Annotated in this window: 26 protein-coding genes; 16 read left to right on the forward strand and 10 right to left on the reverse strand. The window is 65.3% G+C overall.

Annotated elements, in window-relative coordinates; all coding sequences use genetic code 11:
- The first annotated feature begins 32 nt into the window (after positions 1 to 32).
- On the forward strand, positions 33 to 680 hold the full coding sequence (locus NP_RS03905) for a helix-turn-helix domain-containing protein (protein WP_011322507.1): 648 nt from the start codon (positions 33 to 35) through the stop codon (positions 678 to 680).
- Here NP_RS03905 and NP_RS03910 read toward each other — a convergent pair.
- Positions 664 to 867 (reverse strand): DUF7560 family zinc ribbon protein, encoded by a 204-nt coding sequence (locus NP_RS03910; protein ID WP_011322508.1) that lies wholly within the window; start codon positions 865 to 867, stop codon positions 664 to 666. The two genes, NP_RS03905 and NP_RS03910, sit on opposite strands and share 17 nt — an antisense overlap.
- Before the next feature lie 119 nt (positions 868 to 986).
- Between NP_RS03910 and NP_RS03915 the strand changes: the two genes are divergently transcribed.
- The 3 genes from NP_RS03915 (at position 987) to NP_RS03925 (ending at position 2,296) form a co-directional block, all read left to right on the forward strand.
- Entirely contained in the window at positions 987 to 1,235 is a 249-nt protein-coding gene (locus NP_RS03915; RefSeq protein ID WP_011322509.1) for a DUF7120 family protein, read from the forward strand.
- 75 nt (positions 1,236 to 1,310) lie between these two features.
- Positions 1,311 to 1,838, forward strand: coding sequence for a YeeE/YedE family protein (locus NP_RS03920; RefSeq protein WP_011322510.1), 528 nt, complete (start codon positions 1,311 to 1,313; stop codon positions 1,836 to 1,838).
- The gene (locus NP_RS03925) at positions 1,835 to 2,296 is read left to right on the forward strand and encodes a DUF6691 family protein (RefSeq protein ID WP_011322511.1); all 462 of its coding nucleotides are present in this window, start codon (positions 1,835 to 1,837) and stop codon (positions 2,294 to 2,296) included. The genes NP_RS03920 and NP_RS03925 overlap by 4 nt, the downstream gene beginning before the upstream one ends.
- Positions 2,297 to 2,305: 9 nt before the next feature.
- Here NP_RS03925 and NP_RS03930 read toward each other — a convergent pair whose 3' ends face one another.
- From NP_RS03930 to NP_RS03955, 6 genes are all read right to left on the reverse strand, one after another.
- Entirely contained in the window at positions 2,306 to 3,040 is a 735-nt protein-coding gene (locus tag NP_RS03930; protein WP_011322512.1) for a DUF429 domain-containing protein, read from the reverse strand.
- A 74-nt stretch (positions 3,041 to 3,114) separates the two neighbouring features.
- Positions 3,115 to 4,959 (reverse strand): cation:proton antiporter domain-containing protein, encoded by a 1,845-nt coding sequence (locus NP_RS03935; protein WP_193763576.1) that lies wholly within the window; start codon positions 4,957 to 4,959, stop codon positions 3,115 to 3,117.
- Between the two features lie 41 nt (positions 4,960 to 5,000).
- The gene (locus tag NP_RS03940; protein ID WP_011322514.1) at positions 5,001 to 6,476 is read right to left on the reverse strand and encodes an HTTM domain-containing protein; all 1,476 of its coding nucleotides are present in this window, start codon (positions 6,474 to 6,476) and stop codon (positions 5,001 to 5,003) included.
- A 62-nt stretch (positions 6,477 to 6,538) separates the two neighbouring features.
- Complete coding sequence (mvaD, locus tag NP_RS03945; RefSeq protein WP_011322515.1) at positions 6,539 to 7,513, reverse strand: phosphomevalonate decarboxylase MvaD; 975 nt, start codon at positions 7,511 to 7,513, stop codon at positions 6,539 to 6,541.
- 69 nt (positions 7,514 to 7,582) lie between these two features.
- Complete coding sequence (locus tag NP_RS03950) at positions 7,583 to 8,842, reverse strand: Glu/Leu/Phe/Val family dehydrogenase (protein WP_011322516.1); 1,260 nt, start codon at positions 8,840 to 8,842, stop codon at positions 7,583 to 7,585.
- Between the two features lie 166 nt (positions 8,843 to 9,008).
- The gene (locus tag NP_RS03955) at positions 9,009 to 9,542 is read right to left on the reverse strand and encodes a redoxin domain-containing protein (protein ID WP_011322517.1); all 534 of its coding nucleotides are present in this window, start codon (positions 9,540 to 9,542) and stop codon (positions 9,009 to 9,011) included.
- A gap of 129 nt (positions 9,543 to 9,671) precedes the next feature.
- Between NP_RS03955 and NP_RS03960 the strand changes: the two genes are divergently transcribed.
- The 3 genes from NP_RS03960 to NP_RS03970 all read left to right on the forward strand — a co-directional run bounded on the left by NP_RS03960 (position 9,672) and on the right by NP_RS03970 (position 12,221).
- On the forward strand, positions 9,672 to 10,175 hold the full coding sequence (locus NP_RS03960) for a hypothetical protein (RefSeq protein WP_011322518.1): 504 nt from the start codon (positions 9,672 to 9,674) through the stop codon (positions 10,173 to 10,175).
- 68 nt (positions 10,176 to 10,243) lie between these two features.
- Complete coding sequence (locus NP_RS03965) at positions 10,244 to 11,134, forward strand: CbiX/SirB N-terminal domain-containing protein (RefSeq protein WP_011322519.1); 891 nt, start codon at positions 10,244 to 10,246, stop codon at positions 11,132 to 11,134.
- Position 11,135: 1 nt separating this feature from the next.
- Positions 11,136 to 12,221 (forward strand): DR2241 family protein, encoded by a 1,086-nt coding sequence (locus tag NP_RS03970; protein WP_193763575.1) that lies wholly within the window; start codon positions 11,136 to 11,138, stop codon positions 12,219 to 12,221.
- Here the strand turns inward: NP_RS03970 and NP_RS03975 are convergent, their stop codons facing one another.
- Positions 12,222 to 13,073, reverse strand: coding sequence for a class 1 fructose-bisphosphatase (locus NP_RS03975; protein ID WP_011322521.1), 852 nt, complete (start codon positions 13,071 to 13,073; stop codon positions 12,222 to 12,224).
- 3 nt (positions 13,074 to 13,076) lie between these two features.
- Positions 13,077 to 13,871 (reverse strand): class I fructose-bisphosphate aldolase, encoded by a 795-nt coding sequence (locus tag NP_RS03980; RefSeq protein WP_011322522.1) that lies wholly within the window; start codon positions 13,869 to 13,871, stop codon positions 13,077 to 13,079.
- Positions 13,872 to 14,190: 319 nt separating this feature from the next.
- Here NP_RS03980 and NP_RS03985 point away from each other — a divergent pair, with 319 nt between their 5' ends.
- The 7 genes from NP_RS03985 to NP_RS04020 all read left to right on the forward strand — a co-directional run bounded on the left by NP_RS03985 (position 14,191) and on the right by NP_RS04020 (position 20,108).
- The gene (locus NP_RS03985) at positions 14,191 to 15,336 is read left to right on the forward strand and encodes an acyl-CoA dehydrogenase (protein WP_011322523.1); all 1,146 of its coding nucleotides are present in this window, start codon (positions 14,191 to 14,193) and stop codon (positions 15,334 to 15,336) included.
- Between the two features lie 176 nt (positions 15,337 to 15,512).
- Positions 15,513 to 16,601: a copper-containing nitrite reductase gene (gene nirK / locus NP_RS03990; RefSeq protein ID WP_011322524.1), complete on the forward strand. Its 1,089-nt coding sequence runs from the start codon at positions 15,513 to 15,515 to the stop codon at positions 16,599 to 16,601.
- Positions 16,602 to 16,642: 41 nt separating this feature from the next.
- Complete coding sequence (locus tag NP_RS03995) at positions 16,643 to 17,269, forward strand: plastocyanin/azurin family copper-binding protein (RefSeq protein ID WP_011322525.1); 627 nt, start codon at positions 16,643 to 16,645, stop codon at positions 17,267 to 17,269.
- Positions 17,270 to 17,644: 375 nt separating this feature from the next.
- Positions 17,645 to 18,328, forward strand: a complete 684-nt coding sequence (locus NP_RS04005; RefSeq protein ID WP_011322527.1) for an SCO family protein — start codon at positions 17,645 to 17,647, stop codon at positions 18,326 to 18,328.
- 2 nt (positions 18,329 to 18,330) lie between these two features.
- On the forward strand, positions 18,331 to 18,855 hold the full coding sequence (locus NP_RS04010; protein WP_011322528.1) for a TlpA family protein disulfide reductase: 525 nt from the start codon (positions 18,331 to 18,333) through the stop codon (positions 18,853 to 18,855).
- 4 nt (positions 18,856 to 18,859) lie between these two features.
- Positions 18,860 to 19,516 (forward strand): cytochrome c biogenesis CcdA family protein, encoded by a 657-nt coding sequence (locus NP_RS04015; protein ID WP_011322529.1) that lies wholly within the window; start codon positions 18,860 to 18,862, stop codon positions 19,514 to 19,516.
- Between the two features lie 10 nt (positions 19,517 to 19,526).
- The gene (locus NP_RS04020; RefSeq protein ID WP_011322530.1) at positions 19,527 to 20,108 is read left to right on the forward strand and encodes a 2'-5' RNA ligase family protein; all 582 of its coding nucleotides are present in this window, start codon (positions 19,527 to 19,529) and stop codon (positions 20,106 to 20,108) included.
- On the opposite strand, the gene NP_RS04025 is transcribed toward NP_RS04020, so the two are convergent.
- The gene (locus tag NP_RS04025; protein ID WP_011322531.1) at positions 20,105 to 20,374 is read right to left on the reverse strand and encodes an HAH_0734 family protein; all 270 of its coding nucleotides are present in this window, start codon (positions 20,372 to 20,374) and stop codon (positions 20,105 to 20,107) included. The two genes, NP_RS04020 and NP_RS04025, sit on opposite strands and share 4 nt — an antisense overlap.
- Before the next feature lie 110 nt (positions 20,375 to 20,484).
- On the opposite strand from NP_RS04025, the gene NP_RS04030 reads away from it, so the two are divergent.
- Positions 20,485 to 20,766 (forward strand): 50S ribosomal protein L44e, encoded by a 282-nt coding sequence (locus NP_RS04030; protein ID WP_011322532.1) that lies wholly within the window; start codon positions 20,485 to 20,487, stop codon positions 20,764 to 20,766.
- A 2-nt stretch (positions 20,767 to 20,768) separates the two neighbouring features.
- Complete coding sequence (locus NP_RS04035) at positions 20,769 to 20,942, forward strand: 30S ribosomal protein S27e (protein WP_011322533.1); 174 nt, start codon at positions 20,769 to 20,771, stop codon at positions 20,940 to 20,942.
- Positions 20,943 to 20,987: the final 45 nt, after the last annotated feature.

Here is a 20,987-nt window from a genome sequence, read left to right on the forward strand (position 1 = left end):
GACTTAGGTGGCCCCTTGCATAAGACGCGGTGATGAGCGCGGGAATTCGTGCTGAGGTCCGCGTCGACGGTGGCGGGAGCTGTCCGGTCGCCGTCGCGTCCGCAGACGCCGGCACGCCGACGTATTCGGTCGCCCGCAGCGTCACCGGAAGCGACCCCGACCGCGTCACCGAGGAGTTCATGCTCGCCGCCGAGGGAACGCCTGACGCCGGAACTGACCTCGAAGCCGTCTTCGACTACGGTTCGAAGACGATGTACCGGTTCTCCCGCGAACGCGGTGTCGGCTGCCCCTGTGAGGTAATCGAGGTGGAGGACTGTCCTGTCGTCGACATCCACACGCGGGACGGGAACCTCCACCTCGTCTTCCATGCGGCCGACATGGAGACGCTGCAGGAGGTCATTTTCTCGCTCCGAGAGCGGTTTCCCTCCGTCGACGTACAGCGGCTCCTCCGTGACCAACACGAGGCACCCGAGGACAACCTGATACTCCTCGACCGGAGTCGGTTGACCGACCGACAGCGCGAGGTGCTGGAGACTGCCCACGAGATGGGCTACTTCGAACATCCCATGGGCGCAAACGCCGGCGAGGTCGCCGACGAACTCGATATCACCACCTCGACATTCTCCGAACACCTCGCGGCCGCACAGTCGAAGCTACTTGACGCTATTCTGGATGCGTAGGGTGTCTCGCCTCCGGCGCGCTTTCGCGTCTCCCGGTGGCAACGGTACCGAAGGCGTCGGCAGATACCGCCGCCCCACAGACGACACACCCCTCGTCCAGCAGCGCCGTCCGCATCGGCGGCGTCACCGGAACCTCGCTGCGGCACTCCGGACAGACGAACGTCGCGTCGGCGTCGCCTTGACTCATACATACCACTACGGCAAGCCTCCCTATAGGGGCGACAGTTCTTCCCACCCGGCGGGAACGGTTCCCGCTGACTTGCTGTGAACACAGGGTTTACGCCGGTGACTCACGAACCGACGCCCATGCCAGAAGTCGAAGTGTCGCTTCCCGACCGTATCGACAGTGAAATCGCCCGACTCGTCGACCAGGGCGAGTTCCTCAACCGCGAGCAGGCCGTCGAGGAACTGCTCTCGATGGGCGTTTCCGCGTACGCGCCCTCGGACTCGTCCGACGAACCGGCCGACGAGGATATTTTCACCCAGATGACAGACGATCAGCAGGACCCGGCCGCCCGCGAGGACGACCCGCAGGGCGACGAGTACACCTTCTGATACTGTCGGAGCTTTCGGCCGGCTTTTCGGAGACGGAAGCATTCAAACCGCCAACGGCCTACTCTCCCGGTAGTTATGAGCACGACCGCACTCGCCGTCTCCGCAGCGATGGAGTTCTTCCCGCGGGGTATCTCTCACTACCTCGTCGGGGGATTGCTCATCGGGCTCGGGACCGTTGTTATCTATCTCGGGACCGGTATCATCGCCGGCGCGAGCACGTTCCTTGAATCGACGCTGTCCTACGTTTCGAAACAGGACCGGTTCCAGCAGCCGCGCTTTGTCGGCTCCCGCGACTGGCGTATCGTTTTCACACTGAGCATCGTCGCCGGAGCCGCCGTGTACGCTATCGGCTTTCAGGGCGAGGCGTGGTCGCTTTCGGGGAGTGTCTGGACGACCGAGGTTGAAGCGTGGCGGCTGTTTGTCGGCGGGCTCCTCGTCGGCGTCGGCACCCGTCTCGGAAAGGGCTGTACCTCCGGCCACGGCATCTGCGGTGTCGGCTCCGTCTCGACAACCTCGATACTCAACGTCGGCATCTTCATGGTCATCGCCATCGGCACCGCGCTTGCCATGGTCGCGCTCGGACAGGGGGTGTCACCGGTATGAGTGACGACCGCCACCCGCTGTTCATGCCGTTGGTCGTCGTCGGGGGGCTGCTTTTCGGGTTCGGTCTCGGATACAGCCAGATGGCCCGTCCCGAAATCGTCCTCTCGTTCCTCGAACTCTACGACCTCGGGTTGCTGTTCGTGATGGGCGGCGCTATCGCGGTTGCAGCGCCGGTGTTCCTGCTCGCATCGCGGTCCGGGAAGTCCGCACCACTCACCGGAGCGGCCTACACTCGCCGGCTGAAACGGCTCGACCGAAACGTGCTCGTCGGCGGTGTTGTCTTCGGCATCGGCTGGGGACTGTCGGGCATCTGTCCCGGCGCGGCCTACGCCAGCCTCGGAATCGGCAATTATCCGATGCTGTGGGGTGTCGCCGGTATGTTCATCGGCGCGTACGGACAGGGTGCCCTCAGGTCAATGCTCGCCAGTGGTGACGCGGGCTCGGCCATTCGCGAGTAGCGGCCGGACCTACGCACCCAGCGGCGTTGCGCTCCGGTAGACGTACCGCATCGGGAGCCCGCGGTCGTCGGTTGGCGGGTCGGCCGGCAGCGACCGGAGCGTCCCGGGGCCGGGGCGAACGGTGAGCCCAAGCGCAACAGCATCAATGACGGCCGGAATCGGGAGCCGATGGCCTTCGGTCGCCTCAGCGACAGACTGCACCGTCGGCGGCCCGTCCCGCTCGAACGACGCCAGCGTCCGCATCCGCTCGGCGTAGCCGGCAGCGACGTCCGGTGGGTTCTCCATCGGCTCGCCCGCGAAAGCCCGATAGCACAGCTCCGGGTGCGCCTCGACGATGGCCGGCCGCGCCTCGTCGATGGCGTCGAGAAACGCATCGACAGCCGCGGCCGTCGACGACCGCTCGAAGGCGGCCTCGTCAAGCCGCTCGCCCGTCTTCCGCTCGTGGGTGCGCGCCGCTGCCCGGTAGCGTTGCTTCCGGGTCGCTTCTCTGACCGGCGCCCCGACGATGGCGTCCGCACGGTCGCCGAGAAGTTGCCGCGCTGCTCGCTCGTTCGGCCGCGGCGCGGCGTCCGCAGCCAGCCCGACCGGTGCGTCGACGGCGATTCGGACGGCGCTTTCCTCGTAGCGCGTCCACAGCTCGCCGATTCCCTCGAAGACAGCCGCGTGGTCGTACCCGGACTCGGTGTAGGCCGCCGCAAGCCATTCCCCGTCCCGCACGACGGCGCCGACGTAGTGGTCGCTCACGACTGTCCGCTACCGGCCGAGCCACTGTATGTGTATCGCTGCCCCGGTAGCCGCGGTGTCGCCTGTCTTTGCTGTCACTCGTGGGGGTGGAACCGCTTGACTGCACGGTCGACGGCGTCGGCGTCGCCGAGGAAGGTGATGTGGTCGCCGTACTCGATGCGGTCGTCAGCGCTTGGAACGCGGGTATCGTCCCCGCGGCCGATGACGGCGACGATACAGCCGCTCGGCATCTCGGCGTTCAGCTCCCGAATGGTCCCTCCCGCGAGCTCTTCGGCGGTCATCTCGACTTCCTGTACGTCGTGGTCGTCGCCGAGTTCCGTCATCCAGTGGGCGATGGCCGGCCGTTCGATTTCGTTGTCGATGGCAAACGCCGTCGCCATCGGCGCATCAATCGCTGTCACGCCCACCGTCTCGAAGGCGTCGACGTTCTCCGGCTGGTTGACTCGCGAGAGGACGTTCTCGATACCGAACTTCGAGCCGGCGAGTTGACACACCAGCAGGTTCCGGTCATCGTCAGCCGTCGCCGCGATGACGCGCTTTGCGTCTTCGATACCGGCCGCCCGGAGCACGTCCGACTCCGTCGCATCGCCTTGGTGGACGGTAAAGCCAGCCTCTCGCGCCCGCGCCAGTTCCTCGTCGTCCTGCTCGACGATGACGACGAACTCACCCCGCCTCTCTAGCCGTGTGGCGAGCGCCCGGCCGACCCGACCGCCGCCGACGATTATCGTTTTCATAGGTGTCACTCCGAAGAAATCCCCCAACTGCCGTGCCAGCCCCGCCTCGACGACCACCGTCGCGAAGATGACGATGAAGACAGCGCCCAAAAGCGTCTGGCCCGTCGCTGCTGCCTCCGGGTCGCCGGTTGCCGCCAGCTCGATTGCGAAAAGCGTCGCGACGCTCGCTGGAATGATGCCTCGCGGGCCGACAGCGCTCAAAAAGAGCCGCTCACCGTTGGTGAACCGCTCGATGTCGTACGTGGCGACTGCGATAGCCAGCGGACGGACCACGAGCGTGACCGCGAGGACGACACCGACGCCAGCGACCCCCAGCGCGGCGATGGTGTCGATATCGATGAGCGCCGCAAGCGATATGAACACGAACGAAAGCACCACAAGCGTCGCATCACGACCGAACTCGGCCATCTCTTCCCGATGTGGAAGCGGGAGATTACCGAGAACGATGCCGGCTGTTGCCGCCGCCGCAATCCCAGCCTCCGGTGCGAACGCCTCGGCGGCTCCGTAGGAGCCGACCGCGGCGGCCAAAAAGAGGAACCGGGAGGCCTGCGGCGCGTTTCCGGGCGTGATATCGGCGTTGATGACAGTGTACACGATACCCGCGATGGCGAGGCCGACACCGACGCCGAGCCCGAACCGAGCGGCAAAGCCGGCGACGCCCGCGGCGAGACCGCCGTCCCCCGTCACGAAGACATCGAAGATGACGACGGCCGCGATGGCGGCGGTCACGTCGTTGAAAATCCCCTCGCTTTCCAGCAGCGAGGAGACGTGTTCGCGGACGTGGACGACCTCAAGGATGGGTGTAATGACGGTCGGTCCGGTCGCAACGAGCAACGCACCGACGAGTAGCGCTGTCGGCCACGGTGCGTCGGCGAAGACGCGCATGGCCGCCGCCGTTCCAAGGAGCGTCAACACGGCCCCGACCGTCACCAGCCTCGCCGTCGCTACTGAAGACTCCCGCAGTCGCTCGGTGCGAAGGTCGAACGCCCCGTCGAAGACGATGACCGAGACACAGAGGCCGACAACGACGCTGAGGCCGTCGCCGAATGTATCGAGTGTGACGATTCCGGCCCCGGACTCCCCGACAGCGAGGCCGATAGCGATGAGAAACAGCACACTGGGGACCTGCAATCGACGAGCCAGCAGCTGGGCTGCGATGCCAGCCACTAAGATGCCGGCCACTATCGGCAGCGCGTCTGCGGCCACAGTTGATTATCTCAGGAACGTCAGTTAAGATTCCGCGTCTCGGCAACCGATGCTGTGTCGACGTTACATTCGGTCGACAGCAACTCGACCCGCGTTGCCTCTCCCCCGCCGACTGCTTCCACCGGGCGCTCGACAGCGTAGACCGTGAGTTGAGTGACGGCCTCACCGGATTCTGCCGCCGCCTGTTGGCAGAGATACGCACCGAGCGGCTGTCGTTCGCTGTCGCTTGCGAACCGCATCTCGTTGAGATACCGATGCCACAGCGTCGACGCATACGTCTTTGCGGCGTCCGGCGGTGGGTCCCACGTCACCGCGGAGCCGTCGAAGGCGTCGACCGTTTCGCCGGTCTCGAACGTTGTCGGTGCAACGAACCATCGCGTTTCCGTCGGCGGCGTCGGCGAAAAGAGCGTCCACGCGTAGTCGGGGGCGTCGACCCGGTCGGTTTCGGTGTCGACCGCCGCCCCCATCGGCCACACAACGGTGACGACCAAGACGACAACGAGCACGACTACTGCCGCCCGACGGCCGCCCTCCCGAAGCCGCTTCGGCGGTGCCGGTAGGGAGGGCAGCCGTTCGACGGCCGTACGGGACACCACCTGTCGGCCGCCGAGGATAGCCTCGATTCGGTCCCAGACTGTCGACGGCAGATACAGTAGCAGTATCGCCCAGACGACCGCCGGGAAGAGCCCGAGCCGCATTGTCACGAACATCCCGAAGTGGGCAGCAGCAAAGGCCGCCACGACGGCCACCCGCCGCCAGCCGGTCAGCACGACCAGCAGTGGCGCGGCGGTCAAAAGCAGCACCCACGACCAGTTGACCGCGACGAGGACCGTCGGAAACGCCGCGAGCATCGGACCGAGCCAGACGGCAAACTGTTCGAGGCCGAGCGCGTACTGGACCGCCTCCCCGCGCATCCACGCCTCGCTTTGGTATTTGAACACCGCGTTAAACAGGTAGACGACCACGAGCTGTGCCAGCACGACGGCCGTCGCCAGCGACGCGACGTACTGCCGTGGCTGCCGGTCGCGGCGGAGCGCGTCGACCGACCACCGCTCGCCGAGCGGCAGAAACACCGCAAGCGCGAGCAGCACGACCAACAGCGCGTCGCCGCCGTTCAGAAGATACGGATTGCGTGCATGCAGCGATGCGTGTAGTGCGGCTGTCGCCGCCGTTGCGAGACGGGTGTGGTAGCCGACAGCGAGGACGAGGGCAACGAGCCCTGAAAGCAAGAACAGCACCGTCTGCCCGACCGCGGAGCCGGTCACCGTGTGTATTGACGCGACGGCTAGCCAAGGGTACTCCGCTGCAAGTGCCCCTCTGGGGAGCGTGCCGGCGTCGGTGTAGAATGCCGGAATTCCCCGCGCGCGGAACAGCAGGTCGGCGATGACAAGCAGCGCGACAGCGACCCGGAACGCAGCCAACGCTCGCGCGTCGATGCCGAGCCGGTGGCGGAGCCAGCCGCTAGTGTCGCTTTCGGCGGTGGGCGGCGGGGACACACGTTCGGGTCGACCGGTCCCGATAATAGGTTTTGTGCCGCGTCCCGACGACCCCACGTCGTTCAGAACAGCGATTCGCTTTCGGGGAGGACTTCGGCCGGGCCGCCGACCTCCCAGACGCGCGTGTCAACGCCGAGGGCAGCGATTGCGTTCTCGACGCGGTCGACGTGGTCGGCGGTCGTGTTGACGTAGACAGACGCCCCCGTATCAGTCGAGAAGTAAACCGGGATGTCGTCGTCTTCGCGCAGCGTGCGGACCGTCTCGAAGACCGAAAGCGTCTCGGGCTGCCAGTAGACCCAGCCAGCGGGGCCGGTCATCGTCGTCGCCGCCAGCGAGAGCGAGTCGTGTTCGGCCAACTCGAAGACCCGGTCGAAGTCGTTTTCGCGGAGCGCGTTGCGCATCGTCGCTATTTGCTCGTGGATGTGTGCGAGCCGGGCCTCAAACATATGGCTGTCTGCGGCCTCCTTGTGGGCCTCCTCGGTGTGTTTGAACGCGGGTATCTCGGCGGCGACCGTCCGGAGGTCGTCTTCGAGGTCGGTATCTAGCCGCTCGGAGTAACAGTCCGCGTCGTCGAGGCCGGTGTATAGCTGTGAGAACGCGCCGGTGACCGCGCGCGCGGCCGACGAAGAGCCGCGGCGTGCGACGGTCGATATTTCCGGATGTGAAAGCTCCAGCCCCGCAGCCTCGACGAGTGCGACCGCGGCGGCCGCAAAGCCGGACGACGACGAGCCGAAGCCGATGTTCGTCGGAAAGTCGTTTTCGGATTCGAGCCGAACGCGGTGGTCGATGTCGGCCACGTCGCGAACGTGGTCGACGACGGCCCTGATTCGTTCGGCACCGCGACCGTCGACAACCTCGCCGTCGACGACGTAGCGGTCGGCATCGCGCTCCGGTTCGAACGCAGCGGTCGTCTTCGAGTGGCTGGGTGCGGTACAGACGGAGATAGAGTCGTGATACGGGAGCCGAAGCTCCTCGTTTCGCATCCCGTGGTACTTGACGAGCCCCTGAATCGGGTGGGCCTTCGCGGTCGCCTTCATACTACGGCTCGGGTGCGTCTCCGGCTTAATAGGTTCGGAGCCGCGGTCGCCGGGAGGCTTCCACCCCAGTCAGGGCCACGACCCGGCCTCGTCGTAGGCCGAAAGCACCCGCCGAAGCGCGACGACGTAGGCGGCCGTCCGGAGGTTCGGCAGGTCACGCTCTTCATAACAGTCGATGAGACCATCGAAGGCCTCGACGATGTGGCGTTCGAGTTCCTCATTGACCCGCTCTTCCGTCCAGTAGAACCGCTGGCGGTTTTGCACCCACTCGAAGTAGGAGACGGTCACCCCGCCGGCGTTGGCGAGGATGTCCGGGATAACGAGCACATCCTTTTCGGTCAGGATGTCGTCGGCGGCGGGCGTCAGCGGGCCGTTCGCCGCTTCGGCGATGATGTCTGCCTGGACATCGGCCGCGAGGTCGGCGTCGATAGCGTTTTCCAGCGCCGCGGGCACGAGCAGGTCGACATCGAGGGTCAAAAGCTCCTCGTTTGTCAGCTCCTCCGTTGCGTCGTCGTAGCCCGAGACCGAGCCGGTCTCGTTTTTGAACGCCTTGACGTCGTGTGCGTCCAGCCCGGACGGATTGTACACCGCTCCGGAGGAGTCGGAGACGGCAACGATGTTCGCGCCGTGGTCGTCCTGAAGGAGTTTGGCGGCGATGCTCCCGGCGTTGCCGTATCCCTGTACGGCGACCGACGCCCCCGGCAGGCTCTTGCCGAGGTAGTCGAACGCTTCGCGGGCGGTGAGCATTGTCGACCGGCCCGTCGCCTCGACGCGGCCGCGGGAGCCGCCCGACTCTATCGCCTTGCCGGTGATGACGCCCGGTGCCGTGGTGTTTTCGAGCGTCTCGTAGGTGTCCTTTATCCAGTTCATCTCCCGCTGGCCGGTGTTGACATCCGGTGCGGGGATGTCGCGGTCCTCGCCGATGAGCGGTCGGAGCTCCTCGGCAAACGCCCGCGTGATGCGTTCGAGTTCGTCGGTGGAGTACTCTCGGGGGTCGATGACGATGCCGCCCTTGCCGCCACCGTAGGGGATGTCGACAACGGCACACTTGTAGACCATCCAGCCGGAGAGCGCCTTTACTTCGTCGCGGTCGACGTCGGGGTGGTAGCGGATGCCGCCCTTGTAGGGGCCGCGGTCGCCGTTGAACTGCGAGCGATAGGCCCGGAAGACGCCTATCGACCCGTCGTCGAGTTCGACGGAGAGGTTCGTTTCCAGCACACGCTCGGGGTTTTTGAGCCGTTCGACGACATCGTCGCCGACATCGAGGTGTTCGGCTGCGTCATCGATTTGCTCCTGTAAACTTTCGAACGGGTTGACATCCTCGGCCATGGTTTGAGCGTCAACCAGTTAGCGCTTAAGCGTGGCGACACCCCCGCGGAGACACAAAATTTGCCACCGATATGGAAAACCGTGACACTCCGATGTGACCGCCCACATCGGCTCGGTATTTGCAGGCTGTCGAGGCGAATGCCACGGGGCTTGACCCCGAGGCGGTTCACCCGCCGAAGCACTCATCGTACTCGACGCTCACATCGGCCGTTGCCGCCGGCACATGCTCGGCGACGGATGCTGCGACCACTTCGACCGGCGATGGGGACGGACGCTCGAAGGCGTCTGCTCTCCGCCATGCCGCCTCGACAGTCCAGTCGTCGTCGATGAAGAAGGCGGCCCGCTCGGGGACGTTGTAGTGGCCTTCCCACTCGTCTTGCTTGACGCCATAGTAGTCAGCCGCGCTGGCTCCGTCTCCGAGAAACGCCATCGGAAACCCGTGGTCGTCGGCGTACGCCGCGGCGGCGTAGATGCTCTCCATCGAGACGACCCACACCTGCAATCCCTCGCAGTCGTGCCAGCCGGCTCGGTTGATGGCGGCGAGCTCGGCGGTTGCCGTCGGCACGAACGGCGACGGCACGAACCACAGTAGGACCGCATCGCCGTTCTCGATGGGCCGGAACAGCTCGTAGACATCGGGCTCGCCACGCTCGACCCCCGGGAGTGCGAAATCCGGCGCAGTCTCGCCTTCGCGTATCATGGTCCCGTCTCCGCCGCCCCGTGGCTTGGGTCTGCCGGCTGCGGACACAAACCGTACACAACTGGCCCCATGCTGTTTGGTACCGAACTAGACTCAAGCGCTAAATACGAGGACTGTGTAGCCTCAACTATGTACGAGACGGTCGTCGACGGCGGGATCAGCCTCGTTGCCCAGTACGGGCTCGTGGTCCTGCTGATTGCCTTCGTCCTCGAGGGCGCGCTCGTCGGCAAGCTCATCCCGACGCGGGCGCTCTTCGTTGCGGCCGCCCTCGTCGTCGGTAGCGACGCCGTCGGGCTGGCGGCCGTCGCCGCCGTCGCCGTGGTCGGCGCGACGCTCGGGCAGGCGGTGCTTTTCGTCGCCGTCCGCCGGACCGACTGTTCCGTCGAGTCGCTGCCGGGGCCCACCGACGCGGCCGGCGGTGCTGTCGTCGGCTGGTTCGACCGCTGGGGGCTGCCCGCGGTCGCCGTCTCGAACGCTCTGCCGGTCGCCCGTGGTTCGCTCACCGTGCCAGTCGCGATGACCGACGAGAGCGTCCTCCGGTTCTGTGGGTCGTCGGTCCTCGGCTCATCGGTGTATGCGGTCGGCCTCGTCGCGGTCGCCGCCGGGCTTGACGTGCTTTTCAGCCTTCTCTGAACCGCCCGAACCGGCCAGCCGCCCGGGCTTGCGAAGCCACTAAGGCCGCGCTGGCCCACACTCAATGTATGCAAGCGCTCGTCATCGTCGCCCACGGGTCGCATCTGAACCCTGACGCGAGCACGCCGACCTACGACCACGCCGACACGATACGCGAAACTGGCGTGTTCGACGAGGTACAGACCGCCTTCTGGAAAGAGGAGCCGTCCTTCCGGGAGGCGCTCCGAACCGTCGAAAGCGACGAGGTCTACGTCGTCCCGCTTTTCATTTCTGAAGGGTACTTCACCGAGGAGGTCATCCCTCGCGAACTCCGCTTGGACGGCTGGGAGACCGCCGAATGGGACTCCGACGGCACGAGCGCCACCCACGCGACGCTGACCGCCGCCGATGTCGACAAGACCGTTCATTACTGTGGCCCGGTCGGTACCCACGACGCGATGACCGATGTCGTCGTCCGACGCGCCGAAACCGTCACCGACGACCCCGGTGTCGGCGACGGGTTCGGGCTGGCGGTCGTCGGCCACGGCACCGAGCGCAACGAAAACTCCGCGAAGGCAATCGAGTATCACGCCGACCGAGTCGCCGAGATGGACCGTTTCGACGAGGTGAAAGCGCTGTTCATGGACGAAGACCCCGAAATCGACGACGTGACCGACTTCTTCGAGACCGACGACATCGTCGTCGTCCCGCTGTTCGTTGCGGACGGCTATCACACCCAGGAGGATATCCCCGAAGACATGGGACTGACCGACGACTACCGGACCGGCTGGGAGACACCAGCCGACGTCGACGGCCATCACATCTGGTATGCCGGTGCCGTTGGCACCGAGGGGCTCATGGCCGATGTCATTATCGAGCGTGCCGCCGACGCCGGCGCGGATGTCGGCGACGCCATCGAGGAAGTCCGCCGCCGTACCAAGGTCGCAACCACAGACGTAAACGCCAGTGCGGGTGACTGACGTGAACGACGACCAACTTGCGGCGCTCGTCGCGGCGGCCGACGACGGCGTCGATTGTGACGGCCTCGTTGTCGAACGAACCGAAGCGGGCTACCGATTTGAGACGCCCGGGACAACCCACGAGGAACTCTCGGAAGCAGCATTTCGGGATGTCGCCGCCGAGAACCCGTGGTTCGTCTCGAACTGGTATTACTGGCGTGCGCGCGACCGGCCGGAAAGTGAGGTTAGCTTCCTCCGATGGCTGGAATCGGCCGACGACCGCTCGGTTCCCGAGCGGTACGAAGGGTTCGCCGCCGACGGTCTCAACGCCTCGTGGGGCCAACTCCACATCGACATCGGACTCGGCGACGACGGCCATCGAGTTTACACGCTCCGCAACGAGGCCGATGCCAGCGCCGACACGGAGGCGCTTGCGGTGCATACGGACCCGCTGGACGCCCGGCACCTCGTCAAGCACGACAACGACGGCCGGTTCCGGCCGCTGAAGACCGCGCCGACGCTACCGACCGGCTGGGCCTTCGTCGACCTTGATGGCCGCGCGCTCGCCGAGACTGTCGAGTACATCTACCCGGCGACGATAGCCAACTGGCATCTCGAACGGCAGGGCGACCTCGATGTCAGCCACTGGCGGGAGACGATGGAACGACAGTCCGGCATCTACAGCGTCATCAAGACGTGGGACCGTGGCGAGGGGTACGAACACGTAAACTGGGTCGCCGAAGCCTGCTGTGACGACAGCCAGTGTCTCAAGCGCCGCGAGTGGCAGTACGACGACGAGACCGACCTCGATGTCGACGGCGGGGACGGCGAATTCCCGTGTCGGGAGCCCTGTTCGCTCGTCGTTACTGCCGCCCGCAAATGGACGAAACTCGAAGGCGAACAGTCACAGACCTACGAGTTCGAACTCACGCCGAGCGAGAAAGAACAGGTCGAAGAAATCATCGACGCCGTCGCCGACGGCGAGGCCGACGACATCCGAGAAGCGGATATCTACGAGGGAGCAAACCGCTATCGGGCGCGGTTCCTGCGCGCAAAGCGGTTCGACGACGACGGACGGTTCTGTGGCGTCCCGACAGACGATACGTAGCTACGGCAGCGCCGCCTCAAGCCGCTCGATGTACTCGTCGTTGCCGACAAAAAGCGGCGTCCGTTCGTGAAGCTGTTCCGGCTCTTTTTTGAGCAGCGAGCCGTCTCCGTCGGAGGAGGCTCCGCCGGCGGCCTCGACGATGGCGGCGATGGGGTGGCCCTCGAACAGCAGCCGGAGCTTCCCCTCGGGGCGGTCTTCGAGGCCGGGATAGCCGAAGACGCCGCCGTAGGTGAGCACCTGGTTCACGTCGCCGATCATCGCGCCGCCGTACCGGAGCTTCAGCTCCGAGGCGACCGACTCGACGTAGTCGGCGAAGGCGGGCGTCCAGTTCGGGACGCGGCCGCCGAAGCCGTAGACAACTGGGTCCGACGGCAGCGTCAGGTCATCCGTGACGACCGTACGGGTGCCGTCCTCGTCGATGACTGACTCGGTGACCGTTCCATCACGGGCGGTGATGAGCGTGGTAATCGGCCCATAGAGGACGTAGCCGGCGGCGACAAGCGCGTCGCCGGCGGCCGGCAGCGGCTCCTCGTAGACGCCGAAGAGCGTCCCCATCGTGTTGTTGGATTTGAGGTTCGAGGAGCCATCAAGCGGGTCGGCAGCGACGTGGTAGCGGCCTCCCTCGTCAGCCTCGATAACCGACTCCCGCTCCTCGCTGGCGTAGCTGCCGACGGCGTCGACATCGAGGAGCCGCGCTTCGAGGAGTTCGTCGGCGTACACGTCGGCTTCGAGCTGCCGCTCTCCGGAGGGGTTCTCGTCCGCCTCGTAGACGCGGCGGCCCGTGAGGCCGTCGCGCACGTCCGGTGCCGTCGAGACGACGACGTCGACGATATCGTCGATGGCGTCTGCCATCGGTTACTCGGCGGCGTCAAGCGCCTCGTCGACGCTTGCTTCCTCGAAGATGACCGCTTCAAGCGCGTCGAGGATGCGGGTCGGGTTCTCCCGCTGCCAGACGTTTCGGCCAACTGCCAGCCCCTTGCCGCCGGCGTCGATGGTCTGCTTGACGCTTTCGAGGAATTCGCGGTCGGTGGTTTTCGAACCGCCGGACATGACGACCTTCGTCTTGCCCGCCATCCGGACGGCATCCTCCATTGCCGACTTCGAGCCGGGGTGTTTGACCTTCGCGATGTCAGCGCCGAGTTCCAGCGCCAGCCGCGCCGCGTACGCAATCGTCGAGGGCTTGGTGTCGTTTTTCAGCCCCTGCCCGCGCGGGTACGACCACATGACGGTCGGTAGGCCGTGGTCGCGGGCGGCCTCGTGGACGTCGCGGAACTCCTCGGCCATCTCGACTTCCTTGTTCGAACCGCCGTACAGCGTGAAGCCGACGGACGAAGCGCCGAGTTCGGCAGCGTAGTCGACAGAGCAGTTGACCGCCGAGTCGGGCTCGCCCATCCAGAGGTTGGAGGTGCCGTTGAGCTTGACCATCAGGTCGACGTCGTCTTCGTAGCTCGGATAGTACGCTTCGGCGACGCCCTTCTGGACGGCAACGGAGGTGACTGCGGGGTGGGTAGCCGCTTCGAACGTGCGCTCGGGGTCGGCGCTTTCAGGGACATCCTTGAAATCGACCGGACCGTGTTCGAGGCCGTGGTCGTAGGCGAGGATGAGTGCCTTCCCGTCCCGACACAGCGGGGTGTCGTCGATCGGAATCATATAGGCGAGTGTCCGGCGACGGAGGCAAAGAAGATTCTGGTCTGGACGGCCCCACGCGCCGCCCTAACGTGGTCTCGACAGCAGTCGGGTTATCGTTCCGGCCCCCGTCCCGATGTCTGTCGGGATGTTCTGCTCTCTGGCGGCCTCGCACGCCCGTCGGACTGGTTGAGGGACCGTTCGGTTCGGTTCTCGTCGACGGTTTCCTAGGCGACGAACTGTTCTCCGACGAGAAACTTCCACGGTGTGGAAAGATGTGCCGCGAGAGGAAGCCTCAAGCACAGAAAGGAAACGTAAAGTACGGATAGCCGAAGGAATAGGCATGGACTTCGCGCTCACAGCCGAGCAACGACAAATCAAGGACATGGTCTCGGAGTTCGTCGACGAAGAGGTCGTTCCTGTCGCGGATGAACTCGACAAGAACGACGAGTTCCCGTGGGACCTCGTCGACGAACTCGCCGAACTCGGCCTGATGGGGATGCCGTTCCCCGAGGAGTACGGCGGTGCCGGCCTCGACTATCACGCCTATCCGGCCGCGCTAGAGGAAATCGCCCGCGGCTCCGGTGGCCTCGGCACCATCGTCGCCGCCCACATCTCGCTGGCCGGCAACATGGTCTACAAGTTCGGCAATGACGAACAGAAAGAGGAGTACCTGACGCCGCTGGCGCAGGGCGAAGAAATCGGTGCGTTTGCGCTTTCGGAGGCGGGTGCGGGAAGTGACGTTCCCGCCATGGGGACGACCGCCGAAAAAGACGGCGACGAGTACGTTATCAACGGCGACAAACTCTGGATTTCCAACGGCTCTGTCGCTGACACGGTCACGGTGTTCGCCAAGACCGACCCCGAGGCCGGCAACAAGGGCATCTCGTCGTTCATCGTTCGGCCCGACACGGACGACGGCTTCTACGTCGAAGGTACCGAAGACAAGCTCGGCGACAAAGGCTGTCCGACCGCCGAACTCCGTTTCGATGACCTCCGCATCCCCGAGTCCCGGCTCCTCGGCGATGAGGGACGAGGGTTCGTGCAAGCGCTGAAGACGCTCAACGGCGGCCGTATCACCATCGCCGCCCGCTCTGTCGGCATCGCACAGGCCGCCCTCGACGAGGCCGCAGACTACGCACAGGACCGCGAGCAGTTCGACCAGCCGATTTCCGACTTCCAGGCCATCCAGCACAAGCTGGCTGACATGGATACGAAGACGCGCGCGGCGCGGCTGCTCATGCACGACGCCGCCGACAAGAAGATTCGTGGCGAGAGCTTCGCAAAGGAGGCCGCACAGGCGAAGCTCTACGCGTCGGAGGTTTCCCGTGAAGTGGCAAACGAGGGCATCCAGATCCACGGCGGCTACGGCTACACCAAAGACTTCCCCGCCGAGCGGTTCTACCGCGACGCCAAGCTGAACGAAATCTACGAGGGCACGAGCGAAGTGCTCCGCAACACCATCGCCGCTCAGCTGCTGGAAAACTAACGGACGACGCCGCCACATCGGCTTTTTCTGCACCTGTTTTCGGTGGTCGGAGAGCAGTATATAAACACCCGTTATACCGTGGGAAGTTCGAAAATTTAGTGGTCCATGTCTCGAATTTTGGGATGCTCCGCGGCCCCATTGTATAAACCCCGAAAATATGCAGTTGTAGAAGGACCATGACCCAAAACACAAACCCCAACCGACGAACGTTCCTGAAGGCGGCCGGCGCCGGCGGAGCCTTCCTGCTTGCAGGCTGTGTCGGCAACGAGGGCGAACCGACCGACGAGTCGACGCCGGAACCGGCACCACAGCAAGCGGGGCTGGACCCGGCACAGTCTGTCGACACCGACCGCATCGCTGCGGACCCCCGAGACATCCCCGACCCGGTTGATTGGGACGAGCCGCGACACCACGAAATCGAGATAGCGACAACCGAAGAAATCGCGGAGGTTGAGCCGGGCGTCACCTTCCAATACATGACGTTCGGCGGGCAGGTCCCCGGCCCGATGGTGCGGGTCCGAGAGGGTGATACAATCAACCTCACCCTCACAAACGAGTCCGAGAGCGCGATGCCGCACAACATCGACTTCCACGCGACGTACGGTCCTGGCGGCGGAGCCGACGACACAACCATCGGTCCCGGCGAGTCGGCAACGATCGAGTTCCAGGCGATGTACCCCGGCATCCACGTCTACCACTGTGCGGTCCCGAACATGGACCACCACATCAGCGCCGGGATGTTCGGTGCCATCCTCGTCGAACCCGAAGACGGCCTGCCGGAGGTCGACCACGAGTTCTACTTCGGCCAGCACGAACTCTACACCGAGGGTCAGGCCGGCGAGGAGGGACATCACGGATTCGACTTCGACTCGATGCGAGCCGAGGACCCGACCTACGTCTGTCTCAACGGCGAGGCATACGCCTTCACCGGAAACGGCTACGGGCCGATGACCGTCGATAAGGGCGACACCGTCCGGGTGTTCTTCGCCAGCGGCGGCCCGAACCTCACCTCGTCGGTCCACCCCATCGGCAACGTCATGTCGCGGTACTACCGCGACGGCGACCTGCTGTCGGAGCCGGACCGCAACATCGAGACCGCCCCGGTCGCCCCCGGGACGGTTGCCGCTTGGGAGATGGAGACGCCGGTTCCCGGCCCGATCAAGATCGTCGACCACGCCCTCTCGCGTGTCGTCCGCAAGGGCATGATGGGCGTCATCGAAGTCGAGGGCGAGCTCGAACCGGACATCTACAACCCGGACCCGTAACGCGGGTCCTCCTTCCCTCTCCCCTCTCGGGGTGACAACCCATGCACACTACTCCGACACGGCGGACGGTCGTTCGCACCGCGGCGGCAGCCGCAGGCCTCGCAGTTGCCGGCTGTCTCGATAGCGAGCCGGACGAAGCGCCGGAGGAGGCTCCGGAAAAGGCACCGGATGACCGTCCGACAAACGCCGGCGAACTCGGCACACCGACCGACGAGATGACGGTGCTGATACACTCCCAGCCGTGGCCGGAGTTCGAACCCCAAATCATCCACGTCACGCCGGGGACAACCGTTGAGTGGCTCGTTGAGACGGGCCGCCACGACGTAACCGCCTATCACGGGGACAACCACCCGCCGCACCGTGTCCCGGAGGAGACGGAGCCGTGGGCGAGTGACCACCTTCCTGGTCCGGGAGCGACATACGAGCGGACCTTCGACACCGAAGGTGTCTACGACTACGTCGACACACAGGAGGTCTGTATCTCCCACGAGATAGCCGGCAACGTCGGTCGTGTCGTGGTCGGGTGGCCCGACCCCGACGCGGAGCCGGCGCTGGAACCGCTGTCGGAGGCGGCGAGGGCTGACCTCCCGTCGCAGGTGGTCAACGCGCTGGAGATGTTCAACGAGGAAACCCGGCCCGTCCTTGCAGCCGGTCCCGATGGGGCATAATTGATGCCCGTGAAACACCGAGATTCCAATGCCACCACACACACCGCGGCACGACCGACAAACGCTTCTGGCTACCGTCGGGTCTGTCGCCGCGGTCGCTGCGGCCGGCTGTCTGGCGACCGGCGATGAATCGGACACCGGCGGAGAATCGGGCGGTAGTCCCGCGGGTGAACTCGGTTCGCCGGCCGCCGAGACGGGCCGCCACGACGTGACCGCCTCCCACGAGGACATTCGGTCGTTCATATACCAGCCGCCCGACCCCGACGACCAGTCCCCGGGAGGGCCTTCCCCGGCGGGTCCAAAACGCGCTCGAACTGTTCAACGAACGACCCCGGCCCGTTCTCGAAGCGGGACCGACACGAACGCACGACACCAATGTCACTTCCACATAACGGGTACGACAGACGAACCGTTCTGAAAGCTGTCGGTGCCGCCGCTGTCGGTACCGCGACGGCGGGCTGTCTCAGCAGCGCCGACGAGGCGGGGACGGTACTGCCGCCGCCGGAAAACTACGACCGGCGACAGGACCTCGACCTTCCGTTTCCGGACTACGGCGAGGAGATTCCAGAGATAACGGTTCCGGCACCGCTTCAGGACCGGGACGTGACCACGACGGAGTTTATCGGCGAACGACACACGATGTACACGTTCGTCTACACGACGTGTACGACGGTCTGTGGCGCGCTCGCGGCAACACTGCAGCGCGTACAGATCGACTCCATCGAGTCGGGCTATGCCGACGAGATGGCGTTTCTGCCGATGACGTTTGACCCCGAGGTCGACACCGCCGATGTTATCCGGGAGTACGAGGAGGGTCTCGGCGTCGCCGAAGACGCCGGGAACTGGTATTTCCTCCGCCCAGAGGACTCGACGGAGGCAGAGCAGGTCGTCGACGAGCGGTTCGGTGTCGCCTTCGAGGGCGACGGCGGCCATTACCAGCACACCTCGCTTGTCCTGCTCGTAAACAAGGACGGCATCGTCGAGCGGGCCTACAACGGCGACCCGCCGCGGTCCGACATCGCCATCAGCGACGCAACGACTGTCGTCGAGGAGTGGTAACGATGCGTCGCCGCGACGTGCTAATCGGTGCGGGGAGTCTTGCGGTCCTCGGCGGCGGCGCGGCCGTCGCGTTCGACGCCGTGGGGTCCGACAGCGGCACGTACGTCGACCCGGTTGACCTGGAGACCCTAGATGCCCCCGGCAGCGAGGCTGGAACGACAACGGTCCCCGACCCCGGACGTGTCACGTTCGTTGAACTGTTCGCGAAGTGGTGTGGCATCTGCGAGGATATGATGCCGGCGCTTGCAGAGGCATCAGCCGCTGTCGAAGGAGTTCAGTTCGTCTCGGTGACCAACGAGGCTCTCGGCACCACGACCACCCGCGAGGATGTCATCGAGTGGTGGCGCGACCACGACGGCGCGTGGCCAGTCGCGGTCGATGCCGACCTGGCGCTGACCCAGCGGCTCGACGCCACCGGCGTCCCGTATGCGTTCGTCATCGACGCCGAAAACCGGGTTTCGTGGCAACACCGCGGTGCCTCCGACGCCGAGGAGATAATCGCACAGATTCGGGCTGTGCAGGGGTAACCCGATGGCCGTCGAACTGTACGGCACCATCGCGTTCGCGTTTGGGGCCGGCATCGTGACCTTCTTTGCCCCCTGTTCGTATGCGCTGTTGCCCGGCTACGTGGGGTACTACGTCGCTGCAACGGAAGACCAATCGCCCCCGATGGCCGGTGTTTTTGCCCGTGGTATCGCGGCCGCCGGTGGCGTTCTCGCGACGTTTGCTATCCTTTCGGTTGCCGCGGTCGTCGCCAGCGACCACATCGAACAGGCCCTGCCGGCCGCCGAGTGGTTCGTCGGCTTCCTCCTTGTCGGGTTCGGCCTCGCCATCGTCACCGGTCGGACCGGCTCGCTGCACGTCTCGTTGCCGCAACGGCGGGCGACCGTTTTCGGCTTCGGGCTGTTCGGAGCGGTGTACGCGCTGGCCGCGCTGGCCTGCGTCCTGCCGATGTTTCTGGCCGTTACGGTCCAGTCGCTTACCTTCTCAGCTGTCGGCACGGCGGTCGTGCTCGCGGCGTATGCCGGGGGCTTTGGCGTCCTGATGGTCGTTGCGACGGTCGCCATCGCAGTCGGCCACGATGCGGTTACCACCCGGCTGGCGGACCGGACCAACGCACTGACGCGGCTGGCCGGTGCCATACTCGTCGTCGCCGGCGTCGGTCAACTCTATATCGCGGCGACCTGATAGCCGACGTATGCCGACCCGCTATGTGACCGGCTGGATTTCCCGTCCGATAGTGGGTCCGAACCGCGTCCTCACGCTCAGAGACCACCTCTACGGCTGGCTTGGCGCCCCGGACCCCTACCGGCGAGCCGACGAGCCACACGTCAGCCTCTTTGGGATTCGACTCCCGGAGCAACAGCGAGACGCCTTCGAAAAGCGGCTCGACTCGTTTGGGGCCGCGGTCGGTTCGTGGACCGGCACCGTCGACGGCTACCGGTTTTATCCATCGCTCAAGAACCCGATGGTCGTCTCCCTTGACGTCCCGGTTCCGCAGGCGCGGGTCGCCTCACCGGTTGCCGACCTCGTCGGCGCGTTCGACGGCGTCGTTGACTCGCGGCCGACACCGCCGCATGTCACGCTTCTAATGGGTGGCGTCCGGGGCGAAGAACTCCAGTGGGCGCAGGTCGACGAGACGGTCAGACGGCGGCTACGGGCCGTCACCGGTGAAGCGGTGTCTGACCGGACCCGACATACCGGGAGTTCGCCCCCGGAGCCGCTAGTTGACCCGGCGTTTCCGGTGACGGTCGGCCCGCCGGAGGTAGAATGGACCTAAGCGGTCGCCGGGTCCGCCTTCGCCTTCACGACGGTCACGTCGTCGGCGTCGACGGACACAGTTTCGAGCCGCATCGGAATGAATTCACGGCGCTCGAAGGCCTCTCGTTCGTCTTCGGTGCCGACGGTACACCACAGCTGGACTTCCTCGGGGCCGTGCCACTCGCCTTGCCGCGAGATGCTGAAGCAGACGTACTCCGTGCCGTCGTGTTCGATGACGGCCCCTTTCCGGATTCCCGGGTCCCCGTGGATGATAAGCTGCTTCATAACGGCCCTTCGGCCGAACCGTGGTTAAGCGCTTCGAAGGGGCCACCCACCGGTCGGCGACGGAAAAACCAAACCCGTTTTAACCCAGGGTGCGTTAGGGGTCGATAACTATGGAAATGCCACGCCGGTTCAACACGTATTGCCCCCACTGCCACTCTCATTTCGAACACGAGGTCGAAAAGGTCCGCTCGGGCCGGTCCTCGGGGACGAAGTGGGACGCTCGCCGGACACGCCGCGGCAAGGCCGTCATCGGTAACGCCGGCCGCTTCTCCAAGGTGCCCGGTGGGGACAAGCCGACCAAGAAGACCGACCTGAAGTACCGTTGCAGCGAGTGCGGCAAGGCCCATCTCCGCGAGGGATGGCGTGCCGGGCGGCTCACCTTCCAGGAGTAACTATGGCAGGAGATTTCATTCGCGTCCACTGTGACGACTGCGAAAACGAGCAGGTTCTGTTCGGCAAGGCCGCAAACACTGTCAACTGCGCCGTCTGTGGCTCGACGCTGGCGACCCCGACCGGCGGCGAGGCCGACCTCCACGGCGATGTCGTCGACGTCGTCGAATCGCGATAGCCGCTGACCGGCGGGCGACAACGGTGCTTTTATTCTCATCACACG

Origin of the sequence: Natronomonas pharaonis DSM 2160 (assembly GCF_000026045.1) — an archaeon.
Classification (GTDB): Archaea; Halobacteriota; Halobacteria; order Halobacteriales; family Haloarculaceae; genus Natronomonas; species Natronomonas pharaonis.

Coding starts and splice junctions, on each gene's coding strand:
- NP_RS03905 (WP_011322507.1), top strand. CDS start 33: ATGAGCGCGGGAATTCGTGCTGAGGTCCGCGTCGACGGTGGCGGGAGC.
- NP_RS03910 (WP_011322508.1), bottom strand. CDS start 867: ATGAGTCAAGGCGACGCCGACGCGACGTTCGTCTGTCCGGAGTGCCGC.
- NP_RS03915 (WP_011322509.1), top strand. CDS start 987: ATGCCAGAAGTCGAAGTGTCGCTTCCCGACCGTATCGACAGTGAAATC.
- NP_RS03920 (WP_011322510.1), top strand. CDS start 1,311: ATGAGCACGACCGCACTCGCCGTCTCCGCAGCGATGGAGTTCTTCCCG.
- NP_RS03925 (WP_011322511.1), top strand. CDS start 1,835: ATGAGTGACGACCGCCACCCGCTGTTCATGCCGTTGGTCGTCGTCGGG.
- mvaD (WP_011322515.1), bottom strand. CDS start 7,513: ATGAAGGCGACCGCGAAGGCCCACCCGATTCAGGGGCTCGTCAAGTAC.
- NP_RS03950 (WP_011322516.1), bottom strand. CDS start 8,842: ATGGCCGAGGATGTCAACCCGTTCGAAAGTTTACAGGAGCAAATCGAT.
- NP_RS03955 (WP_011322517.1), bottom strand. CDS start 9,542: ATGATACGCGAAGGCGAGACTGCGCCGGATTTCGCACTCCCGGGGGTC.
- NP_RS03960 (WP_011322518.1), top strand. CDS start 9,672: ATGTACGAGACGGTCGTCGACGGCGGGATCAGCCTCGTTGCCCAGTAC.
- NP_RS03965 (WP_011322519.1), top strand. CDS start 10,244: ATGCAAGCGCTCGTCATCGTCGCCCACGGGTCGCATCTGAACCCTGAC.
- NP_RS03975 (WP_011322521.1), bottom strand. CDS start 13,073: ATGGCAGACGCCATCGACGATATCGTCGACGTCGTCGTCTCGACGGCA.
- NP_RS03980 (WP_011322522.1), bottom strand. CDS start 13,871: ATGATTCCGATCGACGACACCCCGCTGTGTCGGGACGGGAAGGCACTC.
- NP_RS03985 (WP_011322523.1), top strand. CDS start 14,191: ATGGACTTCGCGCTCACAGCCGAGCAACGACAAATCAAGGACATGGTC.
- nirK (WP_011322524.1), top strand. CDS start 15,513: ATGACCCAAAACACAAACCCCAACCGACGAACGTTCCTGAAGGCGGCC.
- NP_RS03995 (WP_011322525.1), top strand. CDS start 16,643: ATGCACACTACTCCGACACGGCGGACGGTCGTTCGCACCGCGGCGGCA.
- NP_RS04005 (WP_011322527.1), top strand. CDS start 17,645: ATGTCACTTCCACATAACGGGTACGACAGACGAACCGTTCTGAAAGCT.
- NP_RS04010 (WP_011322528.1), top strand. CDS start 18,331: ATGCGTCGCCGCGACGTGCTAATCGGTGCGGGGAGTCTTGCGGTCCTC.
- NP_RS04015 (WP_011322529.1), top strand. CDS start 18,860: ATGGCCGTCGAACTGTACGGCACCATCGCGTTCGCGTTTGGGGCCGGC.
- NP_RS04020 (WP_011322530.1), top strand. CDS start 19,527: ATGCCGACCCGCTATGTGACCGGCTGGATTTCCCGTCCGATAGTGGGT.
- NP_RS04025 (WP_011322531.1), bottom strand. CDS start 20,374: ATGAAGCAGCTTATCATCCACGGGGACCCGGGAATCCGGAAAGGGGCC.
- NP_RS04030 (WP_011322532.1), top strand. CDS start 20,485: ATGGAAATGCCACGCCGGTTCAACACGTATTGCCCCCACTGCCACTCT.
- NP_RS04035 (WP_011322533.1), top strand. CDS start 20,769: ATGGCAGGAGATTTCATTCGCGTCCACTGTGACGACTGCGAAAACGAG.